Origin of the sequence: Cycloclasticus zancles 78-ME, from assembly GCF_000442595.1 — a bacterium.
GTDB classification, from domain to species: domain Bacteria; phylum Pseudomonadota; class Gammaproteobacteria; order Methylococcales; family Cycloclasticaceae; genus Cycloclasticus; species Cycloclasticus pugetii.
Genome location: NC_021917.1, coordinates 1,514,012 through 1,539,892 on the forward strand (window position 1 = coordinate 1,514,012; position 25,881 = coordinate 1,539,892).

The 25,881-nt window shown below is 40.2% G+C and carries 30 protein-coding genes; 2 read left to right on the forward strand and 28 right to left on the reverse strand.

Going from position 1 to position 25,881, the window contains the following annotated elements; all coding sequences use genetic code 11:
- Positions 1–46: 46 nt before the first annotated feature.
- From CYCME_RS07315 to rpoE, 21 genes are all read right to left on the reverse strand, one after another.
- Positions 47–1,237 (reverse strand): O-succinylhomoserine sulfhydrylase, encoded by a 1,191-nt coding sequence (locus CYCME_RS07315; protein WP_020932655.1) that lies wholly within the window; start codon positions 1,235–1,237, stop codon positions 47–49.
- Between the two features lie 17 nt (positions 1,238–1,254).
- The gene (gene purF, locus CYCME_RS07320; RefSeq protein WP_015005898.1) at positions 1,255–2,763 is read right to left on the reverse strand and encodes an amidophosphoribosyltransferase; all 1,509 of its coding nucleotides are present in this window, start codon (positions 2,761–2,763) and stop codon (positions 1,255–1,257) included.
- 22 nt (positions 2,764–2,785) lie between these two features.
- Positions 2,786–3,292 carry a CvpA family protein gene (locus CYCME_RS07325; protein WP_015005897.1) on the reverse strand — a complete coding sequence of 169 codons (507 nt, stop codon included), beginning with the start codon at positions 3,290–3,292 and terminating at the stop codon, positions 2,786–2,788.
- An 8-nt stretch (positions 3,293–3,300) separates the two neighbouring features.
- The gene (locus CYCME_RS07330) at positions 3,301–3,825 is read right to left on the reverse strand and encodes an SPOR domain-containing protein (protein WP_020932657.1); all 525 of its coding nucleotides are present in this window, start codon (positions 3,823–3,825) and stop codon (positions 3,301–3,303) included.
- 40 nt (positions 3,826–3,865) lie between these two features.
- Positions 3,866–5,140, reverse strand: coding sequence for a bifunctional tetrahydrofolate synthase/dihydrofolate synthase (folC, locus tag CYCME_RS07335; RefSeq protein WP_020932658.1), 1,275 nt, complete (start codon positions 5,138–5,140; stop codon positions 3,866–3,868).
- Positions 5,141–5,152: 12 nt separating this feature from the next.
- Positions 5,153–6,076, reverse strand: a complete 924-nt coding sequence (gene accD / locus CYCME_RS07340; protein WP_020932659.1) for an acetyl-CoA carboxylase, carboxyltransferase subunit beta — start codon at positions 6,074–6,076, stop codon at positions 5,153–5,155.
- A gap of 20 nt (positions 6,077–6,096) precedes the next feature.
- The gene (trpA, locus tag CYCME_RS07345) at positions 6,097–6,909 is read right to left on the reverse strand and encodes a tryptophan synthase subunit alpha (protein WP_020932660.1); all 813 of its coding nucleotides are present in this window, start codon (positions 6,907–6,909) and stop codon (positions 6,097–6,099) included.
- Positions 6,906–8,117 (reverse strand): tryptophan synthase subunit beta, encoded by a 1,212-nt coding sequence (trpB, locus tag CYCME_RS07350; RefSeq protein WP_041932933.1) that lies wholly within the window; start codon positions 8,115–8,117, stop codon positions 6,906–6,908. The genes trpA and trpB overlap by 4 nt, the downstream gene beginning before the upstream one ends.
- A gap of 7 nt (positions 8,118–8,124) precedes the next feature.
- Complete coding sequence (locus CYCME_RS07355; protein ID WP_020932662.1) at positions 8,125–8,754, reverse strand: phosphoribosylanthranilate isomerase; 630 nt, start codon at positions 8,752–8,754, stop codon at positions 8,125–8,127.
- 8 nt (positions 8,755–8,762) lie between these two features.
- On the reverse strand, positions 8,763–9,572 hold the full coding sequence (gene truA, locus CYCME_RS07360) for a tRNA pseudouridine(38-40) synthase TruA (RefSeq protein ID WP_015005890.1): 810 nt from the start codon (positions 9,570–9,572) through the stop codon (positions 8,763–8,765).
- Between the two features lie 10 nt (positions 9,573–9,582).
- Positions 9,583–10,323 (reverse strand): pyridoxine 5'-phosphate synthase, encoded by a 741-nt coding sequence (pdxJ, locus tag CYCME_RS07365; RefSeq protein WP_020932664.1) that lies wholly within the window; start codon positions 10,321–10,323, stop codon positions 9,583–9,585.
- 17 nt (positions 10,324–10,340) lie between these two features.
- Complete coding sequence (gene recO / locus CYCME_RS07370; protein ID WP_020932665.1) at positions 10,341–11,036, reverse strand: DNA repair protein RecO; 696 nt, start codon at positions 11,034–11,036, stop codon at positions 10,341–10,343.
- 43 nt (positions 11,037–11,079) lie between these two features.
- On the reverse strand, positions 11,080–11,982 hold the full coding sequence (gene era, locus CYCME_RS07375) for a GTPase Era (protein ID WP_020932666.1): 903 nt from the start codon (positions 11,980–11,982) through the stop codon (positions 11,080–11,082).
- Positions 11,979–12,656 (reverse strand): ribonuclease III, encoded by a 678-nt coding sequence (gene rnc, locus CYCME_RS07380; protein WP_020932667.1) that lies wholly within the window; start codon positions 12,654–12,656, stop codon positions 11,979–11,981. The genes era and rnc overlap by 4 nt, the downstream gene beginning before the upstream one ends.
- A 15-nt stretch (positions 12,657–12,671) precedes the next feature.
- Positions 12,672–13,040 (reverse strand): DUF4845 domain-containing protein, encoded by a 369-nt coding sequence (locus CYCME_RS07385; RefSeq protein ID WP_015005885.1) that lies wholly within the window; start codon positions 13,038–13,040, stop codon positions 12,672–12,674.
- 26 nt (positions 13,041–13,066) lie between these two features.
- Positions 13,067–13,840 carry a signal peptidase I gene (lepB, locus tag CYCME_RS07390; RefSeq protein WP_015005884.1) on the reverse strand — a complete coding sequence of 258 codons (774 nt, stop codon included), beginning with the start codon at positions 13,838–13,840 and terminating at the stop codon, positions 13,067–13,069.
- Positions 13,840–15,633 carry a translation elongation factor 4 gene (gene lepA, locus CYCME_RS07395; RefSeq protein ID WP_096910812.1) on the reverse strand — a complete coding sequence of 598 codons (1,794 nt, stop codon included), beginning with the start codon at positions 15,631–15,633 and terminating at the stop codon, positions 13,840–13,842. Before lepA ends, lepB begins: the two co-directional genes overlap by 1 nt.
- Positions 15,634–15,767: 134 nt before the next feature.
- Positions 15,768–17,165 carry a DegQ family serine endoprotease gene (locus CYCME_RS07400; RefSeq protein ID WP_020932668.1) on the reverse strand — a complete coding sequence of 466 codons (1,398 nt, stop codon included), beginning with the start codon at positions 17,163–17,165 and terminating at the stop codon, positions 15,768–15,770.
- Positions 17,166–17,206: 41 nt separating this feature from the next.
- Complete coding sequence (locus CYCME_RS07405) at positions 17,207–17,650, reverse strand: SoxR reducing system RseC family protein (protein ID WP_020162128.1); 444 nt, start codon at positions 17,648–17,650, stop codon at positions 17,207–17,209.
- A gap of 116 nt (positions 17,651–17,766) precedes the next feature.
- Positions 17,767–18,237, reverse strand: coding sequence for a sigma-E factor negative regulatory protein (locus tag CYCME_RS07410; protein ID WP_020932670.1), 471 nt, complete (start codon positions 18,235–18,237; stop codon positions 17,767–17,769).
- Positions 18,238–18,261: 24 nt separating this feature from the next.
- Positions 18,262–18,831, reverse strand: a complete 570-nt coding sequence (gene rpoE, locus CYCME_RS07415; protein ID WP_015005879.1) for an RNA polymerase sigma factor RpoE — start codon at positions 18,829–18,831, stop codon at positions 18,262–18,264.
- 172 nt (positions 18,832–19,003) lie between these two features.
- Here rpoE and nadB point away from each other — a divergent pair, with 172 nt between their 5' ends.
- Positions 19,004–20,605 (forward strand): L-aspartate oxidase, encoded by a 1,602-nt coding sequence (gene nadB, locus CYCME_RS07420; protein ID WP_020932671.1) that lies wholly within the window; start codon positions 19,004–19,006, stop codon positions 20,603–20,605.
- On the opposite strand, the gene CYCME_RS07425 is transcribed toward nadB, so the two are convergent.
- From CYCME_RS07425 to CYCME_RS12955, 7 genes are read right to left on the reverse strand one after another with little or no spacing between them, the layout of a single operon-like run.
- Positions 20,595–21,041: a protein YgfX gene (locus CYCME_RS07425; protein ID WP_223253176.1), complete on the reverse strand. Its 447-nt coding sequence runs from the start codon at positions 21,039–21,041 to the stop codon at positions 20,595–20,597. The two genes, nadB and CYCME_RS07425, sit on opposite strands and share 11 nt — an antisense overlap.
- Complete coding sequence (locus CYCME_RS07430) at positions 21,016–21,252, reverse strand: succinate dehydrogenase assembly factor 2 (RefSeq protein WP_015005876.1); 237 nt, start codon at positions 21,250–21,252, stop codon at positions 21,016–21,018. The genes CYCME_RS07425 and CYCME_RS07430 overlap by 26 nt, the downstream gene beginning before the upstream one ends.
- Positions 21,252–22,037, reverse strand: coding sequence for a succinate dehydrogenase iron-sulfur subunit (locus CYCME_RS07435; protein ID WP_015005875.1), 786 nt, complete (start codon positions 22,035–22,037; stop codon positions 21,252–21,254). Before CYCME_RS07435 ends, CYCME_RS07430 begins: the two co-directional genes overlap by 1 nt.
- Positions 22,038–22,057: 20 nt before the next feature.
- Positions 22,058–23,851, reverse strand: a complete 1,794-nt coding sequence (sdhA, locus tag CYCME_RS07440; protein WP_015005874.1) for a succinate dehydrogenase flavoprotein subunit — start codon at positions 23,849–23,851, stop codon at positions 22,058–22,060.
- 6 nt (positions 23,852–23,857) lie between these two features.
- Complete coding sequence (sdhD, locus tag CYCME_RS07445; RefSeq protein WP_015005873.1) at positions 23,858–24,238, reverse strand: succinate dehydrogenase, hydrophobic membrane anchor protein; 381 nt, start codon at positions 24,236–24,238, stop codon at positions 23,858–23,860.
- Position 24,239: 1 nt separating this feature from the next.
- Positions 24,240–24,635 (reverse strand): succinate dehydrogenase, cytochrome b556 subunit, encoded by a 396-nt coding sequence (gene sdhC / locus CYCME_RS07450; RefSeq protein WP_020932672.1) that lies wholly within the window; start codon positions 24,633–24,635, stop codon positions 24,240–24,242.
- Positions 24,636–24,665: 30 nt separating this feature from the next.
- On the reverse strand, positions 24,666–24,827 hold the full coding sequence (locus tag CYCME_RS12955; RefSeq protein ID WP_015005871.1) for a DUF1674 domain-containing protein: 162 nt from the start codon (positions 24,825–24,827) through the stop codon (positions 24,666–24,668).
- Positions 24,828–24,963: 136 nt separating this feature from the next.
- Here CYCME_RS12955 and CYCME_RS07455 point away from each other — a divergent pair, with 136 nt between their 5' ends.
- Positions 24,964–25,845, forward strand: a complete 882-nt coding sequence (locus CYCME_RS07455; RefSeq protein ID WP_041932934.1) for a YgfZ/GcvT domain-containing protein — start codon at positions 24,964–24,966, stop codon at positions 25,843–25,845.
- Positions 25,846–25,881 lie beyond the last annotated feature (36 nt).

The following is a 25,881-nucleotide window of genomic DNA, read 5'->3' on the forward strand; positions in this document are numbered from 1 at the left end:
CGATAAACTTCAACGTCTTTGGTTTTTTAGATGCCAATAGAAAACATTAAAAGGATGACAGACCTCGATGTAAATCTGCTGTTATATCGCCAGCATTTTCTAAGCCAACGCCTAAGCGTATTAAGGCGTCTGTTATACCAGCTTTGTTACGCTCATCTTCGGTTAGACGTCCATGTGTTGTGGTCGATGGGTGAGTAATCATGCTTTTTACATCACCTAGGTTAGCGGTTATCGAAATCATCTGCGTCATATCAATAACTTTCCAAGCATTGTTTTTACCGCCCTTTACTTCAAAGCTAACAATGCCACCAAAACCGCTTTGTTGCTGCTTAGCAAGCTCATGTTGTGGATGATTAGCTAAGCCAGTGTAATAGACTTTTTCAACATTCGATTGCTGTTCTAACCATCTCGCAACAATCAGTGCATTGGAACAATGTTTTTCCATCCGTAACGATAGAGTCTCTAAGCCTTTATGAAATACCCATGCATTAAATGGGCTCATCGTATGACCTGCGGTACGTAAAATTGGATAAATTTTTTCTTCTATCAGTGCGTTATTGCCAACAACAGCACCACCAATACAGCGACCTTGACCATCTATATATTTAGTCGCCGAGTGAACAACCAAATCAGCGCCTAAGCTCAGTGGTTTTTGCAAGGCCGGCGTACAATAAACATTATCAACGATAAGCAACGCACCATTGGCATGTGCTAATTCGGCTAGTGCTTTTATATCTGCTACATTGCCAAGAGGGTTAGATGGTGTTTCTAAAAAAAGAAACCTTGTATTTGGCTTTATTGCTGACGCCCATGCGTTGATATCATCGAGATCTACAAAGGTGGTCTCTACGGCAAATTTTTGCATGATATTTTTAAACATCAATGCAGTATTTCCAAAAACGCTACGCGAACAAATGACGTGATCACCGGCGCTTAACAAGCCTAAACAAACAACATTAATCGCCGCCATGCCTGACGATGTTGCCATTGCACGTTCGGCGCCTTCCATTACAGCAAGGCGATTTTCGAAAGCTCTAACTGTAGGGTTTGTAAAACGCGAATAAATATTACCCGCAGCTTTTCCTGAAAATCTCTCAAAGGCCTCTTGTGCGCTACCAAAAACATAACTCGACGTTGGAAAAATTGCATCACTATGTTCATTTTCTGGCGTTCTGTTCTGACCTGCTCTAACACCCTGCGTTTCAATGGAGTAATCTTGCCAATCAATATCTGACATATATGCGCCTTTTATAATTAGTGAGAGTTATGCAGTTCAATCACTGTAGGATCCAAATCGTTGATCGCTTTTTGATCATCTGATCGACTTAACCCTTGCTCTCTAAGGTATTCATCGCTAACCGTTCCGGTAACATAATTTTGATTAAAGCAAGCCGCATCAAAATCAACAATTTCTGGGTTACGTTTTCTAACCGACTCAAATAAATCATCGAGCTCTTGATAGATCAACCAATCAGCGCCTATGGCTTGTTGTACTTCGTCCGTTGTTCTATCGTGCGCAACTAATTCTTCAACAGCCGGCATATCAATACCATAGACATTTGGGTAGCGAACGGCTGGGGCAGCCGATGCAAAATAAACTTTTTTAGCCCCGGCTTCACGCGCTAATTTAATAATTTGACCTGAAGTTGTCCCCCTAACGATGGAATCATCGACCAATAAAACGTTTTTACCTCTAAACTCTAGATCAATGGCATTAAGTTTGCGTCTAACCGATTTTTTACGTTCTAGTTGCCCCGGCATAATAAACGTGCGGCCAATATAGCGATTTTTAATAAACCCTTCTCTATATTTGACATCTAGCATATTAGCAAGCTGTAAAGCAGAGGTTCGACTAGTATCTGGGATAGGGATTACCACGTCGATATCATGATCAGGACGAGTTCTCATGATTTTTTCGGCTAATTTCTCACCCATTCTTAGACGTGATTTATACACCGAAACATTGTCCATAATTGAGTCTGGACGAGCTAAATATACGTACTCAAATATACAAGGTGTTAAACGAGGGTTTTCTGCACACTGTTTGGTGTGTATTACCCCGCCTTTTTTAATAAAAACAGCTTCACCCGGTGCAATATCTCTAATTAATTTAAAATCTTGAGCATCCATGGCAACTGATTCCGAAGCAATCATATAATCACTACCCTCATCAGTTTCACGCACACCATAACAAATGGGTCTAATACCATTAGGGTCACGAAAACCAACAACGCCAAAACCTGTAATCATTGCTACGACTGCATAGGCTCCTTCACAACGTTTATGTAGGGCTTCTACCGCTTTAAAAACGTCATTTTCATTAAGTTTTAATTTGCCTAAAGATTGCAGCTCATGGGCTAATACATTTAATAAGATTTCCGAGTCCGAATTAGTATTGATATGGCGCTGATCTTCGATAAACAGTTCTTTTTTCAGCGCAGCGGCATTTGTTAAATTACCATTGTGCGCCAAGGTAATGCCAAAAGGTGAATTGACATAAAATGGCTGAGCCTCTGCAGAACTTGAGCAGCCTGCTGTTGGGTAACGAACATGAGCAATACCCATATTTCCTTTCAGTTCTAGCATATGACTGGTTCTAAAAACATCTCGAACTAAGCCGTTTGCTTTACGAAGATGCAGCTGACTGCCTTCACAAGTGACAATACCAGCGGCATCTTGACCGCGGTGCTGCAAAACAGTTAACGCTTCATATAACTCTTGATTAACGTTGTGATGAGCAACGATACCCGCAATTCCACACATTTTGATTCAACCTTTTAAAAACTTAATATGAAAAGTACTCACTAACACCATCGGGAATTTGTTCTCTTAACCAAAGAGATAATTCCTGAAAAGGCCCAATAAGCATTGACTCTACCCACCAAGGATCTTGAGGTAAAGGTGTTAAACCTGCCAATAAAACTAACACGGCCATAACGACCACGCCACGTGCTATACCAAAAAGCAGGCCAGCAAATCGATCGGTACCCGTTAACCCTGTTTTATCAACTATTTGACTGATTAAATAGGACAACATAGCGCCTAATATCAGTGTTAATAACAATAAAATAATAAACGCCGCAGCGATTCTGACGGAGGGAACCTCAATATAATCGGTTAGGTAAAATGAGAATGGTTGGCTAAACCTAATACCAACTATAATCGCAACTACCCACGTACCTAACGAAAAGGCTTCTTTTACTAGACCTCTAAATAAACCAATGAGTGCCGAAATGAAGATAATGCCAAGGATGACATAATCTACCCAAATCATATTATTTAAAACATTCACCGACAAACCTATGGATATTGGATAACGATGGTATTTGAAAGCTTCTGTTCTTTTTGAAGCTTTACACTAATAGCTTCTGCCTTCTCTTTGTCTAATTCCGGCCCAACTCTTACGCGGAAAATATCACCAGTTTTAACAGATGACGGTTCAACGAATGCTGTAAAACCAGCACTTTTAAGTTTACTTGCTAGGCTGTTTGCATTTTTTGAGTCTGAAAAGCTACCAACTTGAACAACCCATGCAGAAATACCTTCAACCGTTTTAACCTCTGGTGGGCTGGGGATAGTTGGCGGGACTTGTTCAGAAATTTTGACACCGGATTCTTTAGAGATTGAAACCTTAGCCACTATTTCTTCTTTTTGTTCGGGCAATGTCTGAATGTTCGGCGTTGGCTCGCTCGGTTCAGTAGGAATATCTATTGTAATAATATCTGTATCCGCTGGCTTTTGACCGATGAACATTGGTAAAAAAATAACAGCCAAAGAAATAACAATAGTGGCACCAATTAAACGCTGTTTTAAAGGTTGTTCCATATAAATTTAAGAGACTATTATTAGGGAGTATTTGAGCGCATTATAACGCTTCTAAACACGCTTCTACCACATAAAAAGAACCAAAACATATAACTAAATCATCTTGCTTTGCAGCAAGCTGCGCATTTTTCAATGCCTGCTGTATTGATGAATATTTAAAGCATTGTTGTGAATTATCATCTACCAAGCATTTATATAAATCAGCCACTGATAACGCTCTGGGAGCCTGTAATGGAGCAATATGCCAATTATCAATTAGCCCAATAAAAGGTTTAAGCACTTCATTTAACTGTTTGTCCACCAGTACAGAAAAGACGGCATGGATTTGCCCATTAGTCTTTTTACTTTTAAGAAAGTCCGATAACACCTGAGCTGATTCAGCATTATGTGCAACGTCTAAAAAAATATCAGGCGCTGAACTAACCTGTTGCAACCTACCTTTTAATGAGGTGTGTCGAAGGCCAATGTCAATATTATTTTTACTTACTGGTTTAATGTGCTGTATGTTTGCTAATAGGCTAACCACGGCAGCAGCATTTTTTATTTGGTGATAACCTTGTAAAACTGGCATTGGGTAATGCCCTGCAAACACATGATTCGCCACTAGAGACCAGTCATTAGCGTTTTTATTAACATCAAAGTCTTTACCTGCTAACGATAATTGTGTGCCTAGTTTTTTTGCATAATCAATTAAGCTGTTAGGCACCGTCGAATCGCCACAAACAGCGATCTGGTTGGCTCTGAAAACACCTGCTTTTTCTAACGCAATTTGATTACGGTCATCACCTAACCAATCAATATGATCAATAGAGATACTCGTAATAAGTGCGGCATCAGCATCGACGATATTAACTGCATCAAGTCGCCCGCCCAAACCAACCTCGAGAATTTGAATATCCACTTTATAATGATCAAATACGTCTATGGCTGCCAGCGTGCCAAATTCAAAATAACTTAAGCTGGTTTCTTTTCGTGCGAGGTCTATTTTATAAAAAGATGAGGCTAGTGAGGAATCAAGCACGGGCGTGCCATTAATTCTAACCCGTTCATTATAGTGTTTAAGGTGCGGTGTACTATAAACGCCTACACGGTAGCCAGCGGCAATAAAAATTGCTTCTAGCATAGCAACACAAGAGCCTTTACCATTGGTGCCCGCCACCGTGATGGTATAAATAGACCGTGAATGTGTTGGCTTTAATGCTTTGTATACGCTTGCTACACGCTCCAGACCCAGATCAATATTTTTAACATGACACTGTTCCTGCCAAGCCAGCCACTCGTCAATAGAAGATAACGCTGATAAACCAGATTGCACGCTAACTATTGATTATTGATCGTCGTCCAGTTCGTCATCGGGCACTACTTCAGCCACGGGCACATTGAGTGCTTTCAAGTTGTCATGGCCCGCATGTAATAAGGAAAGAATATCTGTGATCGTTTGACGTAGATCTCTGCGGTCAACAATCATATCTATTGCGCCGTGCTCTAATAAAAACTCACTGCGTTGAAAGCCCTCTGGTAGTTTTTCGCTAACCGTTTGCTCTATCACTCGCTGTCCTGCAAAGCCTACTAATGCATTGGGTTCTGCAATATGTACATCTCCTAGCATTGCTAAACTAGCCGACACACCACCCATAGTTGGGTCTGTTAAAACGGATATGAAGGGGATTTTTTTGTCAGCCAATTGTGCTAAGGCGGCACTGGTTTTAGCCATTTGGAATAAAGAAAACAAGGACTCTTGCATTCTCGCTCCACCACTTGCTGAAAAGCATACCAATGGAATATTGGATTCGATGGATTGATTCACAGCCCGCACAAAGCGCTCACCGACTACTGAACCCATAGACCCACCCATAAATGAAAAATCAAAGGCTGCTGCAACAAGCTCCATATCAAGAACGCTGCCTTTCATCACGATAAGCGCATCAGTTTCCCCTGTAGCTTTGACGGCAGAGGCATGGCGGTCTTTATATTTTTTACTGTCTTTAAACTTTAATGGGTCAAGCGATCTGACGTTCCCACCAATTTCTACACGGCCAGCTTCGTCTAAGAAAGACTCTAGGCGTGCTCGACCACTTAGACGCTGATGGTGATCACATTTTGGGCATACATGTAAATTGCTTTCCAAGTCCGTTTTATATAAAACGCTATGGCAACTATCACATTTACACCATAAACCTTCAGGCACAGAGCCTTTTTTCTTACCACTTAATTGGATGCCAGACGGTATTAATTTTTCAAACCAGCTCATAAATCACCTAACCTTTATAATTATTTTGTGACAGCGTCCATCGCCGTTCGCATTTCACTTAATAAACCAGAAATGGCTTGTTGCCCTTTCGATTGATTCTCAGAGTGATCGGTAATGCAGTTAATCAACGCACTCCCCACCACGACAGCATCACCTATTTTAGCAATATTCGCGGCGATATCGGCATTTTTAACACCAAAACCAATGGCTATAGGCAATGATGTGTATTGTTTGATATTTTGTATTTTTGTTTTAATGTCGTCTAGTTGAAGGTGCCCCGCACCGGTTACGCCTTTCAAAGACACATAATAAATATAACCTTGCGCAACAGCTGACACCTTTTTGATACGACTCTCATTACTGGTTGGTGATAAGAGGAATATAGGCGCTAAACCATGCTGTTTATACGTTGCTATTAAATCGGAGCTTTCTTCAGGAGGAATATCAACAGTTAACACGCCGTCAACACCAGCTTTCGCAGCAGTACTGGCAAAGGTTTCATAACCCATAAATTCAATCGGATTTAAATAGCCCATTAAAATAACCGGTGTAACTTGATCAGTTTCTCGAAATGCCCGAACAATCTCTATAACCCCTTTTAAAGACATGCCATTTGCCAACGCCCTTTCACTGGCTTGTTGAATAACAGGGCCATCGGCCATCGGGTCAGAAAAAGGAACGCCTAGTTCAATAATGCTGGCTCCAGCTTTAACCATGTTATGCATGCAAGATAGAGTAAAATCAGCATCTGGATCACCCGCAGTAATAAAGGGAATTAAAGCTTTTTGCTTGGCACCTTCGAGTCCTTTAAAACACTTGTCTAAACGACTCATAGTTCAATACCTTCAAGTTTCGCAATAGTAAATATATCTTTGTCTCCTCGACCCGATAGGCACACTAAAATGGTTTCATCTTTGTTCATTTTTTTCGCTAGTTTGGTCGCATAAGCAACTGCATGGCTAGATTCCAGCGCAGGAATAATACCTTCTACTCGGGTTAATTGATGAAAAGCCGCTAACGCCTCATCATCTTTAATACTGACATATTCTGCACGCCCTATATCCTTTAACCAGGAATGCTCTGGCCCTACTCCAGGGTAATCAAGACCAGCAGAAATAGAATGCGTTTCAATAATTTCACCGTTGTCATCGGCCATCAAATACGTTCTGTTCCCATGCAGCACACCTGGTTTACCTGCACATAAAGGCGCTGAGTGCTGCCCTGTTTCAACACCTAAACCAGCCGCTTCTACGCCATAAATAGAGACTGATTGATCTTCTATAAATGGGTGAAAAAGCCCGATGGCATTAGAACCACCACCAACACAGGCCACTAGCGCATTGGGTAAGTGGCCCGTTTTAGCAATCATTTGCTCACGAGATTCACGCCCAATAACCGTTTGAAAGTCTCTGACCATTGCAGGATAAGGGTGCGGCCCGGCTACTGTGCCGATAATATAATACGTATCATCTATATTGGTTACCCAGTCCCTAAGCGCTTCGTTTAGAGCATCTTTAAGCGTTTGTGATCCAGAAGTAACTGGCACCACTTTGGCACCTAGCAATTTCATACGATATACATTAGGTGATTGACGCTGAATGTCTTCAGCGCCCATGTAAACAACACACTCAAGGCCTAGCCGTGCAGCTACAGTAGCCGTCGCAACACCATGTTGACCAGCACCTGTTTCTGCAATTATTCGTGTTTTACCCATGCGTTTAGCTAATAACGCTTGGCCAATTGTATTGTTTATTTTATGCGCGCCGGTGTGGTTTAAATCTTCTCGTTTAAGATAAATTTGCGCACCACCATTTTCTTCACTTAAGCGTTTTGCATGATAGATAGGAGATGGACGGCCGACATAGTCATGCAAATCAGCATCCAATTCTGCAAGAAAATCGGGGTCTTGCATAAATTTAGCATATGCCTCATGCAACTCTTCAATCGATTCCATTAGTGTTTCACCAACAAACAGCCCCCCGTAAGGGCCAAAGTGACCACGTTCATCAGGTAAGTCATAATGTGTTACAGCTGCTTGCATTTTTTTGTCACTCGTTGGCACGTTTAACCTCTTGCATAAATTGTTTTATTAATTGGTGGTCTTTGACCCCTTTGCTTTTTTCAACCCCACTACTAACATCTACGGCAAATACGTTAGTATTCTGTATGGCTTTAGAGACATTACTCGGATTAAGCCCACCGGCTAATACGATAGGTAATTTACATTTTTTTGGTATTAGATCCCAATCGAATGTTTGTCCAGTACCACCGTATTGGCTGCTGTCAAAAGCGTCAAGCAATAACCCAGATGCTGAGTGATAAGTATCAGCTACCTCATCTAAATTTATGCTGTTACGCATTCTAATCGCTTTTAAATAGGGCTTGTTAAAAGATGAGCAGAATACTTCATCTTCATCACCATGAAATTGAAGAAGGTCAACCGGAAGTTTACTTAAGACGTGATTAACATAATCATAATCTGGATTAACAAAAAGCGCTACCTTATTGATAAATGGCGATATATTAGAAAATATAATTTCAGCTTTTTGTATTTCTATACTTCTTGGACTTTTATCATAAAAGACAAAACCTAACGCATCTGCACCATTTTCTATCGCTGCATAGGCATCATCAGGCCGAGTAATTCCACAAATTTTCACACGTGTTCTAAATGGCATTTTTTTACTTAGCTCTGTTTTTTTTCAATGGCATCACTAAAAGGCGAAAACGCCTCAAGATTATCTAAACCGAACGCTTCAGGGTAGTACACGCCTTTAAAATACAAACCATTAGGCAAAGCAGTTACGCCTGCCTGTCGACGATCTTTAGCCTTCAGTGCGTGATGTACGAATTCGGGAGGTCGCTCCCCTGTCCCAACAGGTAATAAGGTGCCAACTATATTTCGCACCATATGATGTAAAAAAGCATTGGCGATGATATCGATGATGATTTTATCATCGATACGTTTAATAACAATCGAATGAATATGTTTAACCGGAGATTTTGCTTGGCAAGCTTGTGCACGAAATGAAGTAAAATCATGAGTACCCAATAAATAATTAGCCCCTTTCTGCATTAAGTTTTCATCTAAGGGGTTAAAAATAGTGGTGACATGATGTCGACTTAAGGCAGATTTTACCCAACGATTTAAAATCTCGTACCGGTAGTAACGCGCAGCCGCTGAAAAACGAGCATGAAAATCTTCCGTAACCGGTTTAATCCACACAACACGAATATCGTCGGGTAAATTAGCATTTGTACCAAATACCCATTGATGTAATTCTCGTTGCTTACTGGTTTCAAAGTGTACAACTTGCTCTAAAGCATGCACGCCAGCATCGGTCCGCCCTGCACAAACAACAGATACAGGACTCGATGCTAGCACAGACAAGGCAGACTCTAGTTTCTCTTGAACCGTCTGAGGAGTGTTTTTTTGCCGTTGCCAACCATGGTAGCAACTTCCATCATACTCAACCCCAACAGCAAATTTCATCATTTAATACAGCCTAGTTAAAACGTGCGTTATGCATCAATGTTTTCATATCACGTACGGCTAACTCAAGTCCCGTTATTAGCGCCCTTGAAATAATTGAGTGACCAATATTAAGCTCTACAATTTCTGGAATTTTAGCAATGGGTTCTACATTATGATAATGCAAACCATGGCCCGCATTAACTTGCAAACCCAAACTATCGGCATAATTAGCAGCCGTTACAATTCTGTTATATTCTGCTTCTTGCTCGGATAATGATTTTGCATCTGCGTAGCAACCGGTATGCAATTCAAGCATCGAGGCACCCGCTTCTTTTACAGCGTCTATTTGTTCTTTATCTGGGTCGATAAAAGGGGAGATCAAAATGCCAGCTGATGATAGTGATAAACAAGCTTGTCTTAATCGCTCAAAGTTCCCAGAAACATCTAAGCCACCCTCCGTGGTTAATTCTTCACGTTTTTCAGGCACCAAACAACAAGACGCTGGCTTTGTTCTACAAGCAATATCAATCATCTCATCGGTAATAGCCAGCTCTAAATTTAATCGCGTGTGTATATTGGACGCGATGTCGTATACATCTTGATCTCTAATATGGCGGCGATCCTCTCGTAAATGAATAGTGATGCCATCGGCGCCAGCTCGCTCAGCGATAAAGGCGGCATCAAGTGGGGACGGGTAGTCTGTGCCTCGTGCATTTCTTAATGTGGCAACGTGGTCAATATTAACACCTAAAAAGAGAGAATTTTTATGCATAGTTATAAAGTAGAAAATTAAGCGAACAAATCGCGACTTTTAAGTATTTTACCATCCAACTGGTTATCGATTAACCGTCGCATAAGACGTTTTGCTTGCTTTAGCTCTGTTTTGCCTTGTAGGTTATTATTGTTAAGGTTAATTAGAGTACTACCAAGAACGGCATCAGGATGATTTTCATTATTAGTCAACCGAGGCCCCTGCCCTGGATGATAGATGTAATATTTACTAGGGTCTATCGGTCGTTGATATTCACTGTCATATTCCAGCATGAGCCCATAGCCGATTGCGTCAAATAACTTTTTTTCAAACTCTCTCAGGTGTACTTCCAGCGATAGGCCCTTTGACAACAAAACAATAACGTCTCTATATGCATCAAATAAATAAGGGTGCGCATCGTGTTTATGAAGTAAACATAGAATTAATTCATTAACATAAAAGCCACAATACAAAGCAGCTCCTTTCAATTGAGGTATATTTTCAGGGTCCTCGGTAGAGATAAGCGTTTTAAGATCACTCTTACCAATCCAAGACAGCGATAATGCTCGAAAGGCTTGCAACAAAGAACCGTATTTAGAATTATTTTTTTTTGAGCCTTTGGAAAGAATCGACAAAACACCATAATCGCGCGTAAACACTTGATGAATTGAACTGTTTTCCTTAAACCCCTGACTTTTTAAAATAAAGCCCGTCTGATGCTCAACTCTATTCATCGCATTTGTGTAAACGAATTAACGCTGTTCCTTATATAGTCAGTTATTCGATACCCCGATACCCTAAACTGATCAATTCTCGTTCATTGTCCGACCAGTTTTTCTTAACCTTTACCCATAAATTCAAATAAACCTTTGATTCGAGCATTTTCTCAATATCCAGACGAGCCTGCTTACCAACCTCTTTAAGCCCTACGCCTTTATCGCCTATGACTATATTCTTTTGCCCATCCCTTTCCACCCAAATAACAGCATGAATACGGGTTATTTTTTCTTCCACTTTGTATTGATCGATACTAATACTTAATGAATGAGGAATTTCTTGCCCTAGACGACGTATAAGCTTTTCTCGAATAATTTCTGTTGCCATAAATCGTTCAGAGCTATCGGTCACCTGATCTTCCGGAAACATCAACTCACCCTCAGGAAGTAACGTTAGAAGCAGCTGTTCAAACTCACCTAATTGTTTACCTGTTAAAGCAGAAATAGGGATAATCGACTGAAAATCGTGTTCGAGGCTAATTTTCTGAATAAATGGCAATAAGCTTTCTTTGTCAGCAACCTTATCAATTTTATTAATCGCTAAAACGACAGGTGCTCCTTCATTTTTTAACTTCTCAAGAATAGAGATATCAATAGCATCCCATTGCATATCATCTTTAACCCAAACAATCACATCAACCCCCATTAGGCTGGTGTCTGCGGTTTTGTTTAAGTATTTATTTAACGCCCTTTTACCACCTAAGTGCATACCTGGCGTATCAACATACACAACTTGCGATGCTTCTGTTGTTTTAATGCCTAATATCCGATGACGCGTCGTTTGTGGTCGTCTAGAAGTAATGCTGATCTTTTGCCCTAATATATTATTTAAAAGGGTTGATTTACCGGCATTTGGTGCACCTATAAGGGCAACAAAACCACTTTTGAATGATTTTTTTGTCATGATAATAAACCCTCTAAAATTTTTGATGCAGCCTTTTGCTCGGCTTTTTTCCGAGAGCTAGCTGTTGCGCATACCACTTCTTCCACACCGTCAACCTGGCACTCAACTTTAAATTGCTGATTATGATCCAGTCCTGTGGTTGAGATTACACTATAGCGAGGCACCGCTATACCACGCGCTTGTAGATATTCTTGTAATTGAGTTTTTGGATCTTTTGAAGCGGTATCTAAACTTAATGAATCTAATTGTGTTTTGAATATCGTCAACACCCAAGATCTCGTTTCGTTGAGCCCTTTATCTTTATACATGGCACCTATTAATGCTTCAACAGCATCAGAAAGAATCGAAGCTCGGTGTTTACCACCACTTTTCATCTCGCCCGGCCCCAGTACCAATTCATCGCTTAACTGCAGCATTTTAGCAATATTTGCTAACGATTCTCCATTAACCAAATGCGCACGAAGCCGACTCATCACGCCTTCATCAGCCGCAGGAAATTTCTCATAGATTGCATCGGCAATAATAAACCCTAAAATAGCATCGCCTAAAAACTCTAAACGCTCATTATTATTTTTACTAATACTTCGATGCGTTAATGCCTGTTCGAGTAAAGCATGATCATCAAATATTGTATTTATTTTTTTTTGCAGCCTGCTAGCATCAAAGCTCAACATATCATCTAATTTACTTTAAATAGGTACTTCAAACTCATCACTAAATGAGAGGATTAAATCAACATTGCCGATATAGTCTTTACGAACCTCATAGTCAACTTTCATCGTAATGTCGCTAAGAGAACGGTTGATTTTGGCGTTTTTGGCGTTAATACTGTTAACCTGATTCATATCGAGTTTTTTCTGAAACAAGCCCCTTATCTGTCCAACACTCATTTTACTTAAGTCTTGGTCCATCTCGATCGCTTCCATTGCCTTTTTAACGGCAAGGTGTTCCATATAAACAGGGAATACCTTCAAAACACTTAATGTAATAATGCCTATTAAGCCGAAAACTAAAATTAACCCGACAAGAGTAAACCCTTTTTGCTTTGATGAATTCATACCATGTTTCCTTTTTATAATTAACCCTACTGTATTATTGAACCTAATCTTGACCAATCGACACCTTTATTATCAGCATCCCAGTTCATCCAAATCATAAACGCTTTACCGACTATATTTTCTTCAGGGACCGTACCCCAGTATCGACTATCATTACTGTTATCACGGTTATCTCCCATCATGAAGTAATGTCCATCAGGCACTATTATTTCACCTTCAACTGACGGACGTTGTTGCATAATAAGTATCTCGTGTTCTTTTGCTTGTAGTTGCTCATGCTGCAACAAGGCACCTGTCATATTCTCCCCTTGGCCAACACCTTTGTACAGACCTAAGGGTTTTTGTATTATTTTCTCACCATTAATAAAAATATGTTTATCGAAATAGCCGACTTTATCACCAGGTAAGGCAATCACGCGTTTAATGTAATCTAATGAGGGGTTTTGGGGGTAACGAAAAACCATAATGTCACCTCGTTCTGGCTTTCCGATATCAATTATTTTTGTATCAACAACAGGCAACCGTATGCCGTAGGAAAACTTGTTAACCAAAATAAAGTCACCTATTAGTAATGTTGGCATCATCGAGCTGGATGGGATTCTAAATGGCTCTACAATAAACGAGCGCAAAACCAAAACGAATAAAAGCACTGGGAAAAATGATTTTGAATACTCAACAATCAGTGGCTCTTTACGGGCGGTTTGGCTTTTTTTCAACCGTTTTATAAGCCAATAAATAGCGGCAATAAACCCAGTTATAAAGGTGGCGAGCGTTAGTGCGGCAGAAAAGTCAAAATGCATTAGTCACTTCCTAGTTTAAGCACCGCAAGAAAGGCATCTTGTGGAATATCAACATTACCAACTTGTTTCATACGTTTTTTCCCGGCTTTTTGCTTTTCTAATAGTTTACGTTTACGAGAAACATCACCACCATAGCATTTAGCCGTCACATTTTTTCTAAGTGCTTTGACTGAGGAGCGTGCAATAATTTTCGCACCAATAGCGGCTTGAATGGCAATTTCAAACATCTGCCTTGGAATAAGGTCTTTCATTTTTTCAACCAACTCGCGGCCACGCCCTTGGCTAATATCTCGATGTACAATTAGGGATAAGGCATCGACCCTGTCGCCATTAATAAGCACATCCAATTTTACTAAGGGCTCAGCTTGAAAACGTCTAAACTCATATTCAAACGATGCATATCCGCGACTGACAGATTTTAAACGATCAAAAAAGTCTAATACCACTTCACTCATAGGCATCTCATAGCTTAATGACACTTGTTTACCCATGTATTGCATTTTTGTTTGTACGCCACGTTTATCAATACATAACGTAATCACATTCCCTAAATACTCTTGAGGAACCAGTATATGGGCTTCAATTATCGGCTCACGAATTTCAGCAATTGTTGAAATATCAGGCAGCTTTGCTGGGTTATCTACCTCAATAATATCGCCGTTATGTAATAGCACTTCATAAACAACCGTTGGTGCGGTGGTTATTAGGTCCAAGTCATATTCACGTTCAAGGCGTTCTTGAATGATTTCCATATGCAGCATACCTAAGAAACCACAGCGAAACCCAAAACCCAGTGCATCAGACGTTTCTGGTTCATAATTTAAAGAGGCATCATTAAGCTTTAATTTATTTAATGCTTCTCGAAGGTTCTCATAATCATTAGAACTTGAAGGGAACAAGCCGGCAAACACACGTGCTTGAACCTTTTTAAAACCCGGCAATGAGTTTTCCGCAGGCTGGCTCGAAAAGGTGATCGTGTCACCAACTGGAGCCCCATAAATATCTTTAATGCCAGCAACCATAAACCCCACATCTCCAGGGTACAGCGCATCAAGCACCTCCCTTTTGGGCGTAAAAACACCAACTTGATCGACTAGATGAATATTATTTGAAGACATCATTTTGATTTTCTGTTTCTTTTTTATCGTGCCATTAACAACACGAATCAAAGAGACAACCCCCAGGTAATTATCAAACCAAGAATCAATAATTAACGCTTGTAAAGGGGCATCAGGATCCCCCTTAGGCGCAGGCACATTCTTTACAATATCTTCTAAAACCAATTCAACACCCAATCCAGTTTTAGCACTAATTTGAGGCGCATCAATTGCTTCAATACCTATAATTTCTTCTACTTCTTCTGCAACACGCTCAGGCTCTGCAGAGGGTAAATCTATCTTGTTTAGTACCGGTAGAACTTCTAGCCCTAAATCAATAGCGGTATAACAGTTCGCTACACTTTGCGCCTCAACTCCTTGCGCGGCATCAACCACCAATAAAGCTCCTTCACAGGCTGCTAAAGAACGTGAAACTTCATATGAAAAGTCTACATGGCCAGGTGTATCAATAAAATTCAATCGATAGGTTATTCCATCGTTTGCTTTGTAATGCAAGGTAACACTTTGCGCTTTAATGGTAATACCACGTTCACGTTCAATATCCATTGAATCAAGGACTTGCTCCTCCATTTCACGTTCACTCAAACCACCACATATATGGATTAAGCGATCTGCAAGAGTAGATTTCCCATGATCAATATGGGCAATGATAGAAAAATTTCTTGTTAAGCTAATATCAGGCACGTTTTTACTCGTCAATCGGGGTCATAGACCGTAAATGTAGGCTAAATCGTATATAAATCATCCGATTCACATAGTTAAAAACGCCTCAAAAGAGGCGTTTAATTTTATAGCGTGTATTGTACCTATTATTTTTTCAATGCGAGGAAAATTGGGTTCCCTTGTCGATTTATTAACACAGAAATAAACTTTCCTTCTTTTATTTTAGAAGCCAACTTTTTCATGTGCTGGGTATTTTTAACTGACTGGCCATCAAGTTGCATAATAATATCACCGGCACGAATACCCGCATTTGATGCATTCCCATTATCAACAGAGGCAACAAGAACACCGTATTGCTTAATTCCTAGCTCATCACGCATCTGTTTTGTTAAGTTTTTTATAGACATGCCAAGAATACTATTACCCTTTGACTCAGTTACATCGGTAGCTGATGCTTGTTCATCTTCTGGTAAATTTTCTAGCGTGACCGTAAGCACTTTAGTTTTCTTATTGCGAATAACGGTTACTCGTGCCTTATTTTTGATATTAGCGGCACCTACTAAAGGAGGTAAAGAGGATGAGCGACTTATACTTTCACCGTTAAAACTTATGATAACGTCGCCGACTTGAATACCTGCTTTTTCTGCTGGGCTATCAGGAACAATTTGAGCCACTAAGGCACCTTGAGGTTTATCCATCTCAAAGGATTCTGCTAGTTCACGAGTGACATCCTGAATACGAACACCTAGCCAGCCGCGAATAACATGACCAGATTCCTTCAATTGGTTACTTACATTTAGCGCAACATCAATCGGAATTGCAAATGATAAGCCCATAAAGCCACCAGAGCGACTATAAATTTGTGAGTTGATACCAACCACTTCGCCCTCTAGATTAAATAAGGGGCCACCAGAATTGCCGGGGTTAATCGCAACATCCGTTTGAATAAAAGGCACGTAATTCTCTTTAGGTAAACTTCGACCCTTAGCACTAACAATTCCCGCCGTCACTGAGCTATCAAAACCAAAGGGTGAGCCTATCGCAAATACCCACTCCCCTACTTTAAGTGATTTAGATGAACCTAATTTCACAACAGGGAGGTCTTTAGCATCTACTTTTAGTAACGCAACGTCGGTACGCTCATCACTACCAATCAATTCGGCTTTAAGCTCTCTACGGTCCTGAAGCCTAACGAAAATCTCATCTGCATTCTTAACAACATGGTGATTGGTTAACAAAAACCCATCATTTGAAATAATAAACCCTGACCCTAATGAACGAGACTCGCGTTGGCGTGGCCTTTGCCCTTGGCCACCAAAAAAATGTTTTAACAAATCACTATAAGGCTGGTTTTCTGGAAACTCGAAACCTTCAGGCAAGACACTGTGCTGTTGCGCTTTTTGCGTTGTGCTGATATTTACAACGGCTTTATTATTTTTCTCTACTAGGTCCGTGAAGTCAGGCAAACCATTAGCTACAGCATTCGTAAACAACCCCGATAACATAACTATAAAAATAATACTTCGGCTCAAACGTGTATACATAAGTTTTCCTTTTTATAACGATTCAAAATAAATGGGGAGCATTAAATTTTTTTCAAGATTACCGGGTTAATTTTCTGTACTTCAAAAAAACTCTCAATTAATTTTTTAATAAATTGATAACAACCAGCAAAACCAATAAGTGCTAGAACGATAGTCAATAATTCATTATTTAAATTGAATTGTTCGGTTAGGTATTGGCCAACTATTGCAAAGAGAAATAGCGCACATAAGGGTACAAAATATATTAAACCGGTTAGTCCCAAAAACACTTTTTCGCTAATACCAATAACAACTTCATCACCCTCTTTTAGTGGTAACGTTGATTGCATTTTAAGTTGAATTTTTTTGGACCCAAAAAATTTTGATAACGTTGAAGTCGAGCAAGAAGACGCTTCTTTGCAACTTTGGCATGAAGAGCTTTGGGTGGTTTCAACACTAACCCATGAATGGTCTACCGATTGTACGACGGCTATTTCTTCAATCACATCTATTTCCACTTGGTTATATTAGTTTTAAGTGCTTTTACTAGAAAATACTGAAACCTGTTATTAAACAACAAATTATTCACCACGTTATCCTGATAAACCGGAGAGTTAATCAATTACCGTCCAAAGGTAACTAACTGAGGACGTAATGTATTTTCATTAACTATTAACTCATCATCAACGGGCTCTTCTAGGGCTAAATGTTCTTCCTTTTGAGGGTCAAGTGATGCAATAGATTGTTGTTGTGGGGACACGGAGGGCACATTATTTATATTAAAAACAATGACTGCGAAAATGGCCACTGAGGCCGCTATGGCTGCCGTTATATATGTTTTACTGTCTGATTTATTACGTTGGGGGGCTAAAACTGTTGGCTCCGCAACAATTGCCGCCTGAACTTGCTTTAAAAATGATTGTTGATGAACATCTGGTTTTTCACTTAATACTTCTCTAATAAGCGCATAACGATCTAAGGTTTGATTCAGCTCGTGATCACTTTGTATTTCGGCTAATAACTCTTTCATCTCATAATTACTTAATTCATTATCAAGCAGCGATGAGAGTTGTTGTTTATGCGTGTCATTCATTTTTTTTCCTAATCAATAACCTAATTAGAGCAATGGTTTTAGTATTTTATCCACGGCTTCACGAGCCCTAAATATGCGTGACCTAACTGTACCAACCGGACACTTCATCTTTTGTGCAATTTCTTCATAACTCATTCCATCTAGTTCTCGGTAGCTGATCGCATTTCTCAATTCGTCTGGCAGGTCGTTAATGGCCTGTTGAATAGTGCTTCTAATCTCTTCACTAAGTAACAGGTGTTCAGGCGTGTCGCCTTCTTTAAGTTGAAATGCGCCTTCAAAATTTTCTGCATCATTGACATCCACCGTATGATCAGAAGATTTTCGTGCTCTAGAAACAAGGTGATTTTTAGCTGTGTTAACGGCAATACGATATAACCATGTATAAAAAGCACTATCTCCCCTAAAATTCGGCAAAGCTTTATACGTTTTAATAAATGCTTCTTGCGCCACATCCTGAGCCTCACTTGCATCACTAATATACCTGCTCACCAATTGAATAATACGCTGCTGATATTTAATAACTAATCTATCAAACGCCTTCTTATCACCCTCTTTAACAAGAGCGATTAATTGCTGATCATCTTGGTCAGACATACCTGCTCACATAAACTTGTACAGATAACTCTAACGCTTGCCCTAAAGACAGTCGTATTAAGAAGGAGTTCAATTGTTTAGAAGAAAAAAGCAATTTATTAATTATTCCGTGTAAAGTAACAAAGTTTTTCCATTATGACCCTTAAGAGTAAGTCTAATCAAATAAATTAATATGCCTGATCATTCACTTTCTTATGACGTTATCATTATAGGTAGCGGTGCCGCTGGTCTAGGACTTGCCCTTTCATTACCTGACCACCTTCAAGTTGCTATTCTTTCAAAACTAAATATGTCTGAAGGCAGTACTTATTATGCCCAAGGTGGCATCTCAGCCGTTTTAGACAGCGCTGACTCATTACAGTCTCACCGCCTAGATACCATGCGTGCTGGTGCTGGCTTATGCCATAACGATGTTGTTGAATTAGTTGTATCAAACGGTAAAAGCAGTATTGATTGGCTCATGAAGAATAATGTCGCGTTTTCCACTCATAAGAGCACGCAATCAAACAGTCAATTGCACCTTACTAAAGAAGGTGGTCATTCCTATAGGCGTGTTGTTCACGCAGATGATTCAACGGGTAAAGCGGTGCAACTTGCACTAAACGAACAAGTGCTTAATAAGCCGAATATTAAGATTTTTGAACACCATAATGTTATTGATTTAGTCACAGAAACAGACACACTAAGCGGTAAAAAAAGAGTCATCGGTTGTTATGTGCTGGACGCTAAAAAAGATATCGTATTTAGCATGAAAGCACCTTGCATTACGCTTGCAACAGGCGGAGCCAGCAAGGTTTATTTGTATACCAGTAACCCCGATGTTTCAACTGGCGACGGCATTGCTATGGCATGGCGCGCTGGTTGTAAAGTCGCTAACATGGAATTTATGCAGTTTCATCCGACTTGTTTATTTCACCCAGAAGCCAAGTCTTTTTTAATCAGCGAAGCGGTTAGAGGAGAAGGTGGACTTTTATTATTGCCAGACGGCACACGTTTTATGCCAAATTTTGACAAACGTGCAGAACTCGCCCCTCGTGATATTGTTGCCCGTGCGATTGATCATGAAATGAAGCGTTTAGGGGTTTCTTCCTTGTTCTTAGACATTAGCCATCGTACCGCTAAGTTTACAAAATCACACTTCCCCATGCTCCACGAGAGGTGCCTTGATTTCGGTTTTGATATGACCAAAGAACCGTTACCCGTTGTTCCTGCGGCGCATTACACTTGTGGCGGCGTAATGACTGACAAAAACGGACTAACCGACATTACCGGTTTATATGCTATTGGAGAGACTGCTTTCACTGGGTTACATGGTGCTAATAGAATGGCCAGCAACTCTATTCTTGAATGTTTAGTTTTCGCCAAACAGGCCAGTGTTGATATCACTCGTTTCTTAAAAAACACCAAAAAACAGCCCAACATTCCAGCCTGGGACGATTCAAAAGTCATTAATTCAGATGAAGCCATTGTCGTTTCACATAACTGGGCTGAATTGCGCCAGTTCATGTGGGATTACGTGGGTATTGTTCGAACAACCAAACGGTTACAGCGAGCTAAAAATCGTATTGAGCTATTAAAACGAGAGATACAAGAGTATTACGGTAAATTTCATGTAACCAGTGACTTTCTCGAATTAAGGAATCTCGTTACCGCCGCAGAACTTATTATCGATAGTGCGCTTCTACGTAAGGAAAGCCGTGGCTTACATTACACACGAGATTATCCTAACCTAGATGATAAGCACTTTAAAAAAGATACAATCCTTAAACCTTAGGGTTTAGCAGCTGGTTTTTATATACCCTTAACGCAACACGCAGTTTTCTATTCTCCTCGTTAGTCATAGAGTCACTGCTTAATGCCAAATATAAGGTCTTGGTGTCTGACTGGAAATGTAGAAAAATAAGCGGACCTAAGAGTCTTGTGGTTTCTTTAAGACGATACACATGAGGTTTAACATGATTTCTCTCTATCAGCCAATCAGCATTTTCCTTACAGCGTATTTTTTTGACTTGAGCAACATTTAAAGCACCAATGTGAACGGTATGGGAAATCATCAATATGACAAATACGCTCAACATAACTTGGGCTGGAAAAGCCAAGGCATTTAACCAACAAGCCATCAGTGCGAATATAAAGACGCTATAAGCAAACCACCTAATTCTATTCGATGGTTGTATATTTATTTCAAAGGTCGGTACAAATTTTTTCAACGATACGGGCTACGTTTTGATCCTTTGGAATATCACCATAGAGCATGAAACCTAATATTTCAGGGTCTTCAATTTCTAGTAGTTTATTAAAAGCCTCTTTTTCAGCTGCTGAGAGCGCATCATAAGAAGTATCTACAAAACGAGTAAAAAGAACATCAAGCTCCTTCACGCCACGTCGGCAGCGCCAAAGGAGCTTTGATTTATCAGACATTAAGCAATCTTTCGTTCAACTAATAGTTTTTTAATCTCAGCGATGGCTTTTGCTGGGTTCAAACCTTTCGGACAGGTTTCAGTGCAATTCATAATGGTATGGCAACGATACAATTTGAAAGGATCTTCAAGTTCGTCCAAACGCTCACCTGCATTTTCATCACGCGAATCAGCTAACCAACGATAAGCTTGCAGCAAGATAGCTGGACCTAGGTAGCGATCACCATTCCACCAGTAACTTGGGCATGATGTTGAACAGCATGCACAAAGAATACATTCATATAAACCATCAAGTTGTGCGCGGTCTTCTTTTGACTGTAGGCGCTCTTTATCAGGTGGAGGTGGTGTTGTTGATTGAATCCAAGGTTTGATAGAGGCGTATTGAGCATAGAAGTGCGTTAGGTCAGGCACAATGTCTTTTACAACGGGCATATGCGGTAATGGGTAAATCTTAATAGGCCCATCAATATCACCAATATCTTTGGTACAGGCTAAGGTATTTCTACCATTAATATTCATCGAACAAGAGCCACAAATTCCTTCACGGCAAGAACGGCGAAAAGTTAATGTTGAATCAACCTCATCTTTAATTTTGATAATGGCATCCAATACCATTGGGCCACAAGTATCTAGGTCAAGAAAGTATTTATCAACGCGTGGGTTTTCACCGCTATCTGGGTCCCAACGATAAATTTCAACTGCTTGAATATTGGTAGCACCTTCAGGTGCAGGGTAAGTTTTACCCTCTTGTACTACAGAGTTTTTTGGAAGTGTAAATTCAGCCATTTATTTATCCTCGTTAAATCTTAGTAGACACGCTTTTTAGGCGGAACAACATCCACATCATCCGACAATGTATACATATGTACAGGGCGGAACTTAATACTGACCTTATTTTGATCGTCAAACCACATAATTGAATGCTTATGCCATTTATCATCATCACGATCTGGGAAATCCTCACGTGCGTGACCACCACGGCTTTCTTCTCTATTTAAAGCACCTTCAATCGTTACCGCTGCTTGAGACAATAAGTTATCAAGTTCCAGTGTTTCTATTAAATCAGTGTTCCAAATTAGTGAACGATCAGAGATCGACACGTCTTTAAATGATTCTTGAACTTCTCTAAGTTTTTCAACACCTTCTTGCATAGACTCACCTGTTCGAAACACAGCCGCATGCTTTTGCATGGTTCTTTGCATATCTAGGCGAACTTCTGAGGTTCTTTTAGAACCATTTGCATTTCTAAACTTATCTAGGCGAGTTAATGCTTTATCGCAGGCAGTTTTTGCCAAGTCTGGATGATCCGTACCAGGTTTAACCACTTCAGCGGCTCTAATAGCTGCAGAACGACCAAACACTACTAAATCTAATAGTGAGTTTGACCCTAATCTATTCGCACCATGAACAGACACACAAGCAGCCTCACCAATAGCCATCAACCCTTCTACAACTTTATCTGGGTTATCGCCATCAAGAGTAACAACTTCACCTTTATAATTGGTTGGAATACCACCCATGTTGTAATGCACGGTTGGTAGAACAGGAATAGGTTCCTTGCTGACATCTACACCTGCAAATATTTTTGCACTTTCGGCAATACCCGGTAAACGTTCTTCAATAACTTCAGGACCTAAGTGTTCCAGATGAAGGTTAATATGATCCCCATCTGGACCAACGCCACGCCCTTCATTAATTTCAATCGTCATGGAGCGACTCACTACATCGCGAGAGGCTAAATCTTTAGCGTTCGGCGCATAACGCTCCATAAAGCGCTCACCCTTAGAATTAGTTAAATAGCCACCTTCACCACGCACACCTTCAGTAATCAAACAACCTGAGCCGTATATACCTGTGGGATGGAATTGAACAAATTCCATATCTTGTAGAGGCAAGCCAGCTCTTAACGCCATAGCATTACCATCACCAGTGCAGGTGTGCGCAGAGGTGCAAGAGAAGTATGAACGCCCGTACCCACCGGTTGCCATGACAGCCATGTGTGAACGGAACAGATGAAGCGTACCGTCGTCCATTTTAAGTGCTAATACACCACGACATACACCGTCGTCATCCATAATTAAATCAAGCGCAAAGTACTCAATGAAGAACTCTGCATCATGTTTTAAAGATTGTTGATATAGCGTATGAAGGATTGCATGACCTGTTCGGTCAGCCGCTGCACAAGTACGTTGTGCAGTCCCTTCACCATAATTAGTGGTCATCCCACCGAAAGGACGCTGATAGATTTTGCCTTCTTCTGTACGAGAAAATGGCACACCATAATGTTCAAGCTCAACAATTGCAGGAATCGCTTCACGACACATATACTCAATAGCATCTTGGTCACCCAACCAATCAGACCCTTTGACGGTGTCATACATATGCCAGCGCCAATCATCTTTACCCATATTACCTAACGCTGCACTAATACCACCTTGCGCAGCAACAGTATGACTACGCGTAGGAAAAACTTTAGTAATACACGCTGTTTTTAAGCCTTTTTGCGCCATCCCAAAGGTTGCACGTAAACCAGCACCGCCAGCACCGACCACCACAACATCGTACTTGTGTTCGGTTATTTTATAATCTTCAATACTCATACAGCTCTAGCCTCCCACAGCAATGCGTACCACAGCAATAATGCTTGCAGCGGCCAATAAAAATAATAATAAGTTAGTCCCCATAATGGCGGCAATTCGTACAGCCTTAGCACCAATATAGTCCTCGTAAATAACTTGCATACCCAATGCGGCATGATAGAAAGCAGCAACAACTAAACTAACAATCAAAGCAGCAGACCAAGGCGTGCCAATACAGTCTACAACGGTTGTGTAATCAGCCATGCTGAGTACAGCCACTTTAAACGCAAACCAAATTGTTAATGGAATAAGGGCAACGGCCGTTACACGTTGAGCCCACCAGTGGTGTAAACCGTCTTTTGCTGAACCTAGGCCTTTAGCCTGGCCAAGTGGTGATCTTAAACTCATGTTATGCTCCCGCTCCAGATGAAAAGGCAACAATCCAAACAACAATTGTTAAGAAAGCAGATAACCCTAAGACAATATAAGACGTTTTTTCAACGTCAGCTTTTTCAAAACAATAACCAGCATCCCAAACCAAGTGCCTAATGCCGTTTGATAAATGAAAAAACAAAGCAAATGTCCAACCAAACAAAACCAATCGCCCTATAAAACTCCCCATAAACTGTTGTGCAGAGATAAACGATTCTTCACCGCCGGCTAACGCCATTAACCACCAAACTAGAACAAGAGTCCCAAGCGTTAAAAAAGCCCCTGTACCGCGATGAACGATTGAAAGCAATGCTGATAATGGCAACCTGTAAACATCTAGGTGCGGTGATAGTGGTCTGTTATTACTACTCATGTAAACCCTCTTGATGATGTAAAAAATATATTAAAAATCAATGCATCTTCCGTTCTTTTCCCAATCCCCGTAGCGAGTTGGTTCTGGACCAGAACGACCATTGATTTCTTTTGTTAATTCCGGTGTAGGCTTATTGTCTTTTTCAGCATTATTTTTTTTTAATTGCTCTGCTGGTTCCAGTTCTTTGCGCATTAAAACACCTCAATTCAGAAGCTCGTTAGATTAAAACATCAGTCATTTATATTCAAGGATATACTGACGGTTTTTGTGCCGCAACATAATTTTTTAACGTTACAATATGTCTCTCATGAATTGTAAGTCTAAGCATATGAATACAACTACCCTATATGACCTTTCAAGTAGTAAGAAAATTATTGCTTTTTCAGGAGAGGATGCAGCTCATTTTTTACAAGGCCAAACAACTTGTGACGTATTGGCTTTAAAAAACTCTGACGCTGTTTTTGGAGCCGTATGTAACCCAAAAGGCAGAGTAATTACATTATTTCACCTAATAAAACACGACGAAACCTATTACATGGTTTTATCTAGTGATATGGCCTCAATTATTATCAAACGTATGAAAATGTTTGTATTTCGATCAAAGGTTGAGATTACTGACGCATCAAATGACTACAAAGTATTTGGCATAAACCAGCCTCTCCCTCCAGCAATGAGCAGCTTATTAGCGCCTTTAAAAAGCATTAAATATCAATCTGATAGCGAGCTTTCCTTATTAATCGTTGCAACCCAACAATACACGACTGCTAAGACAGACCCATCAATAGCATTACAGAGCAACGAGACAGATTGGCAGCTACTATTGATTAATGAATGCATTCCAGAAATAACAACAGAGACAAGCGAGTTATTTATCCCACAAATGTTAAATATGGACCTTTTGAATGGAATTAATTTTCAAAAAGGCTGTTATACGGGGCAGGAAGTTGTCGCTAGAATGCATTATAAAGGCACCGTTAAAAGGCGGTTGGTTCAATTTCACACAGAAAAAGATCGCGCCGCAGGTGAAAGCATCCATTGTCCTGACGACCCTAACAGTGTTGGGACTATATTAAATTCACTTAATATAGGTGGTGAAACCAACACCGGACTAGTCGTCCTTAAAACATCGTTTATTAATGATGAAGCACTGCAGTTAGATGATAAAAGTGAGCTAACTCTACATAAACCAACTTACGGCTTAGGGGAATAAAGTTTGCAATAATGTAGTGCGTAACGATAAGAGGCT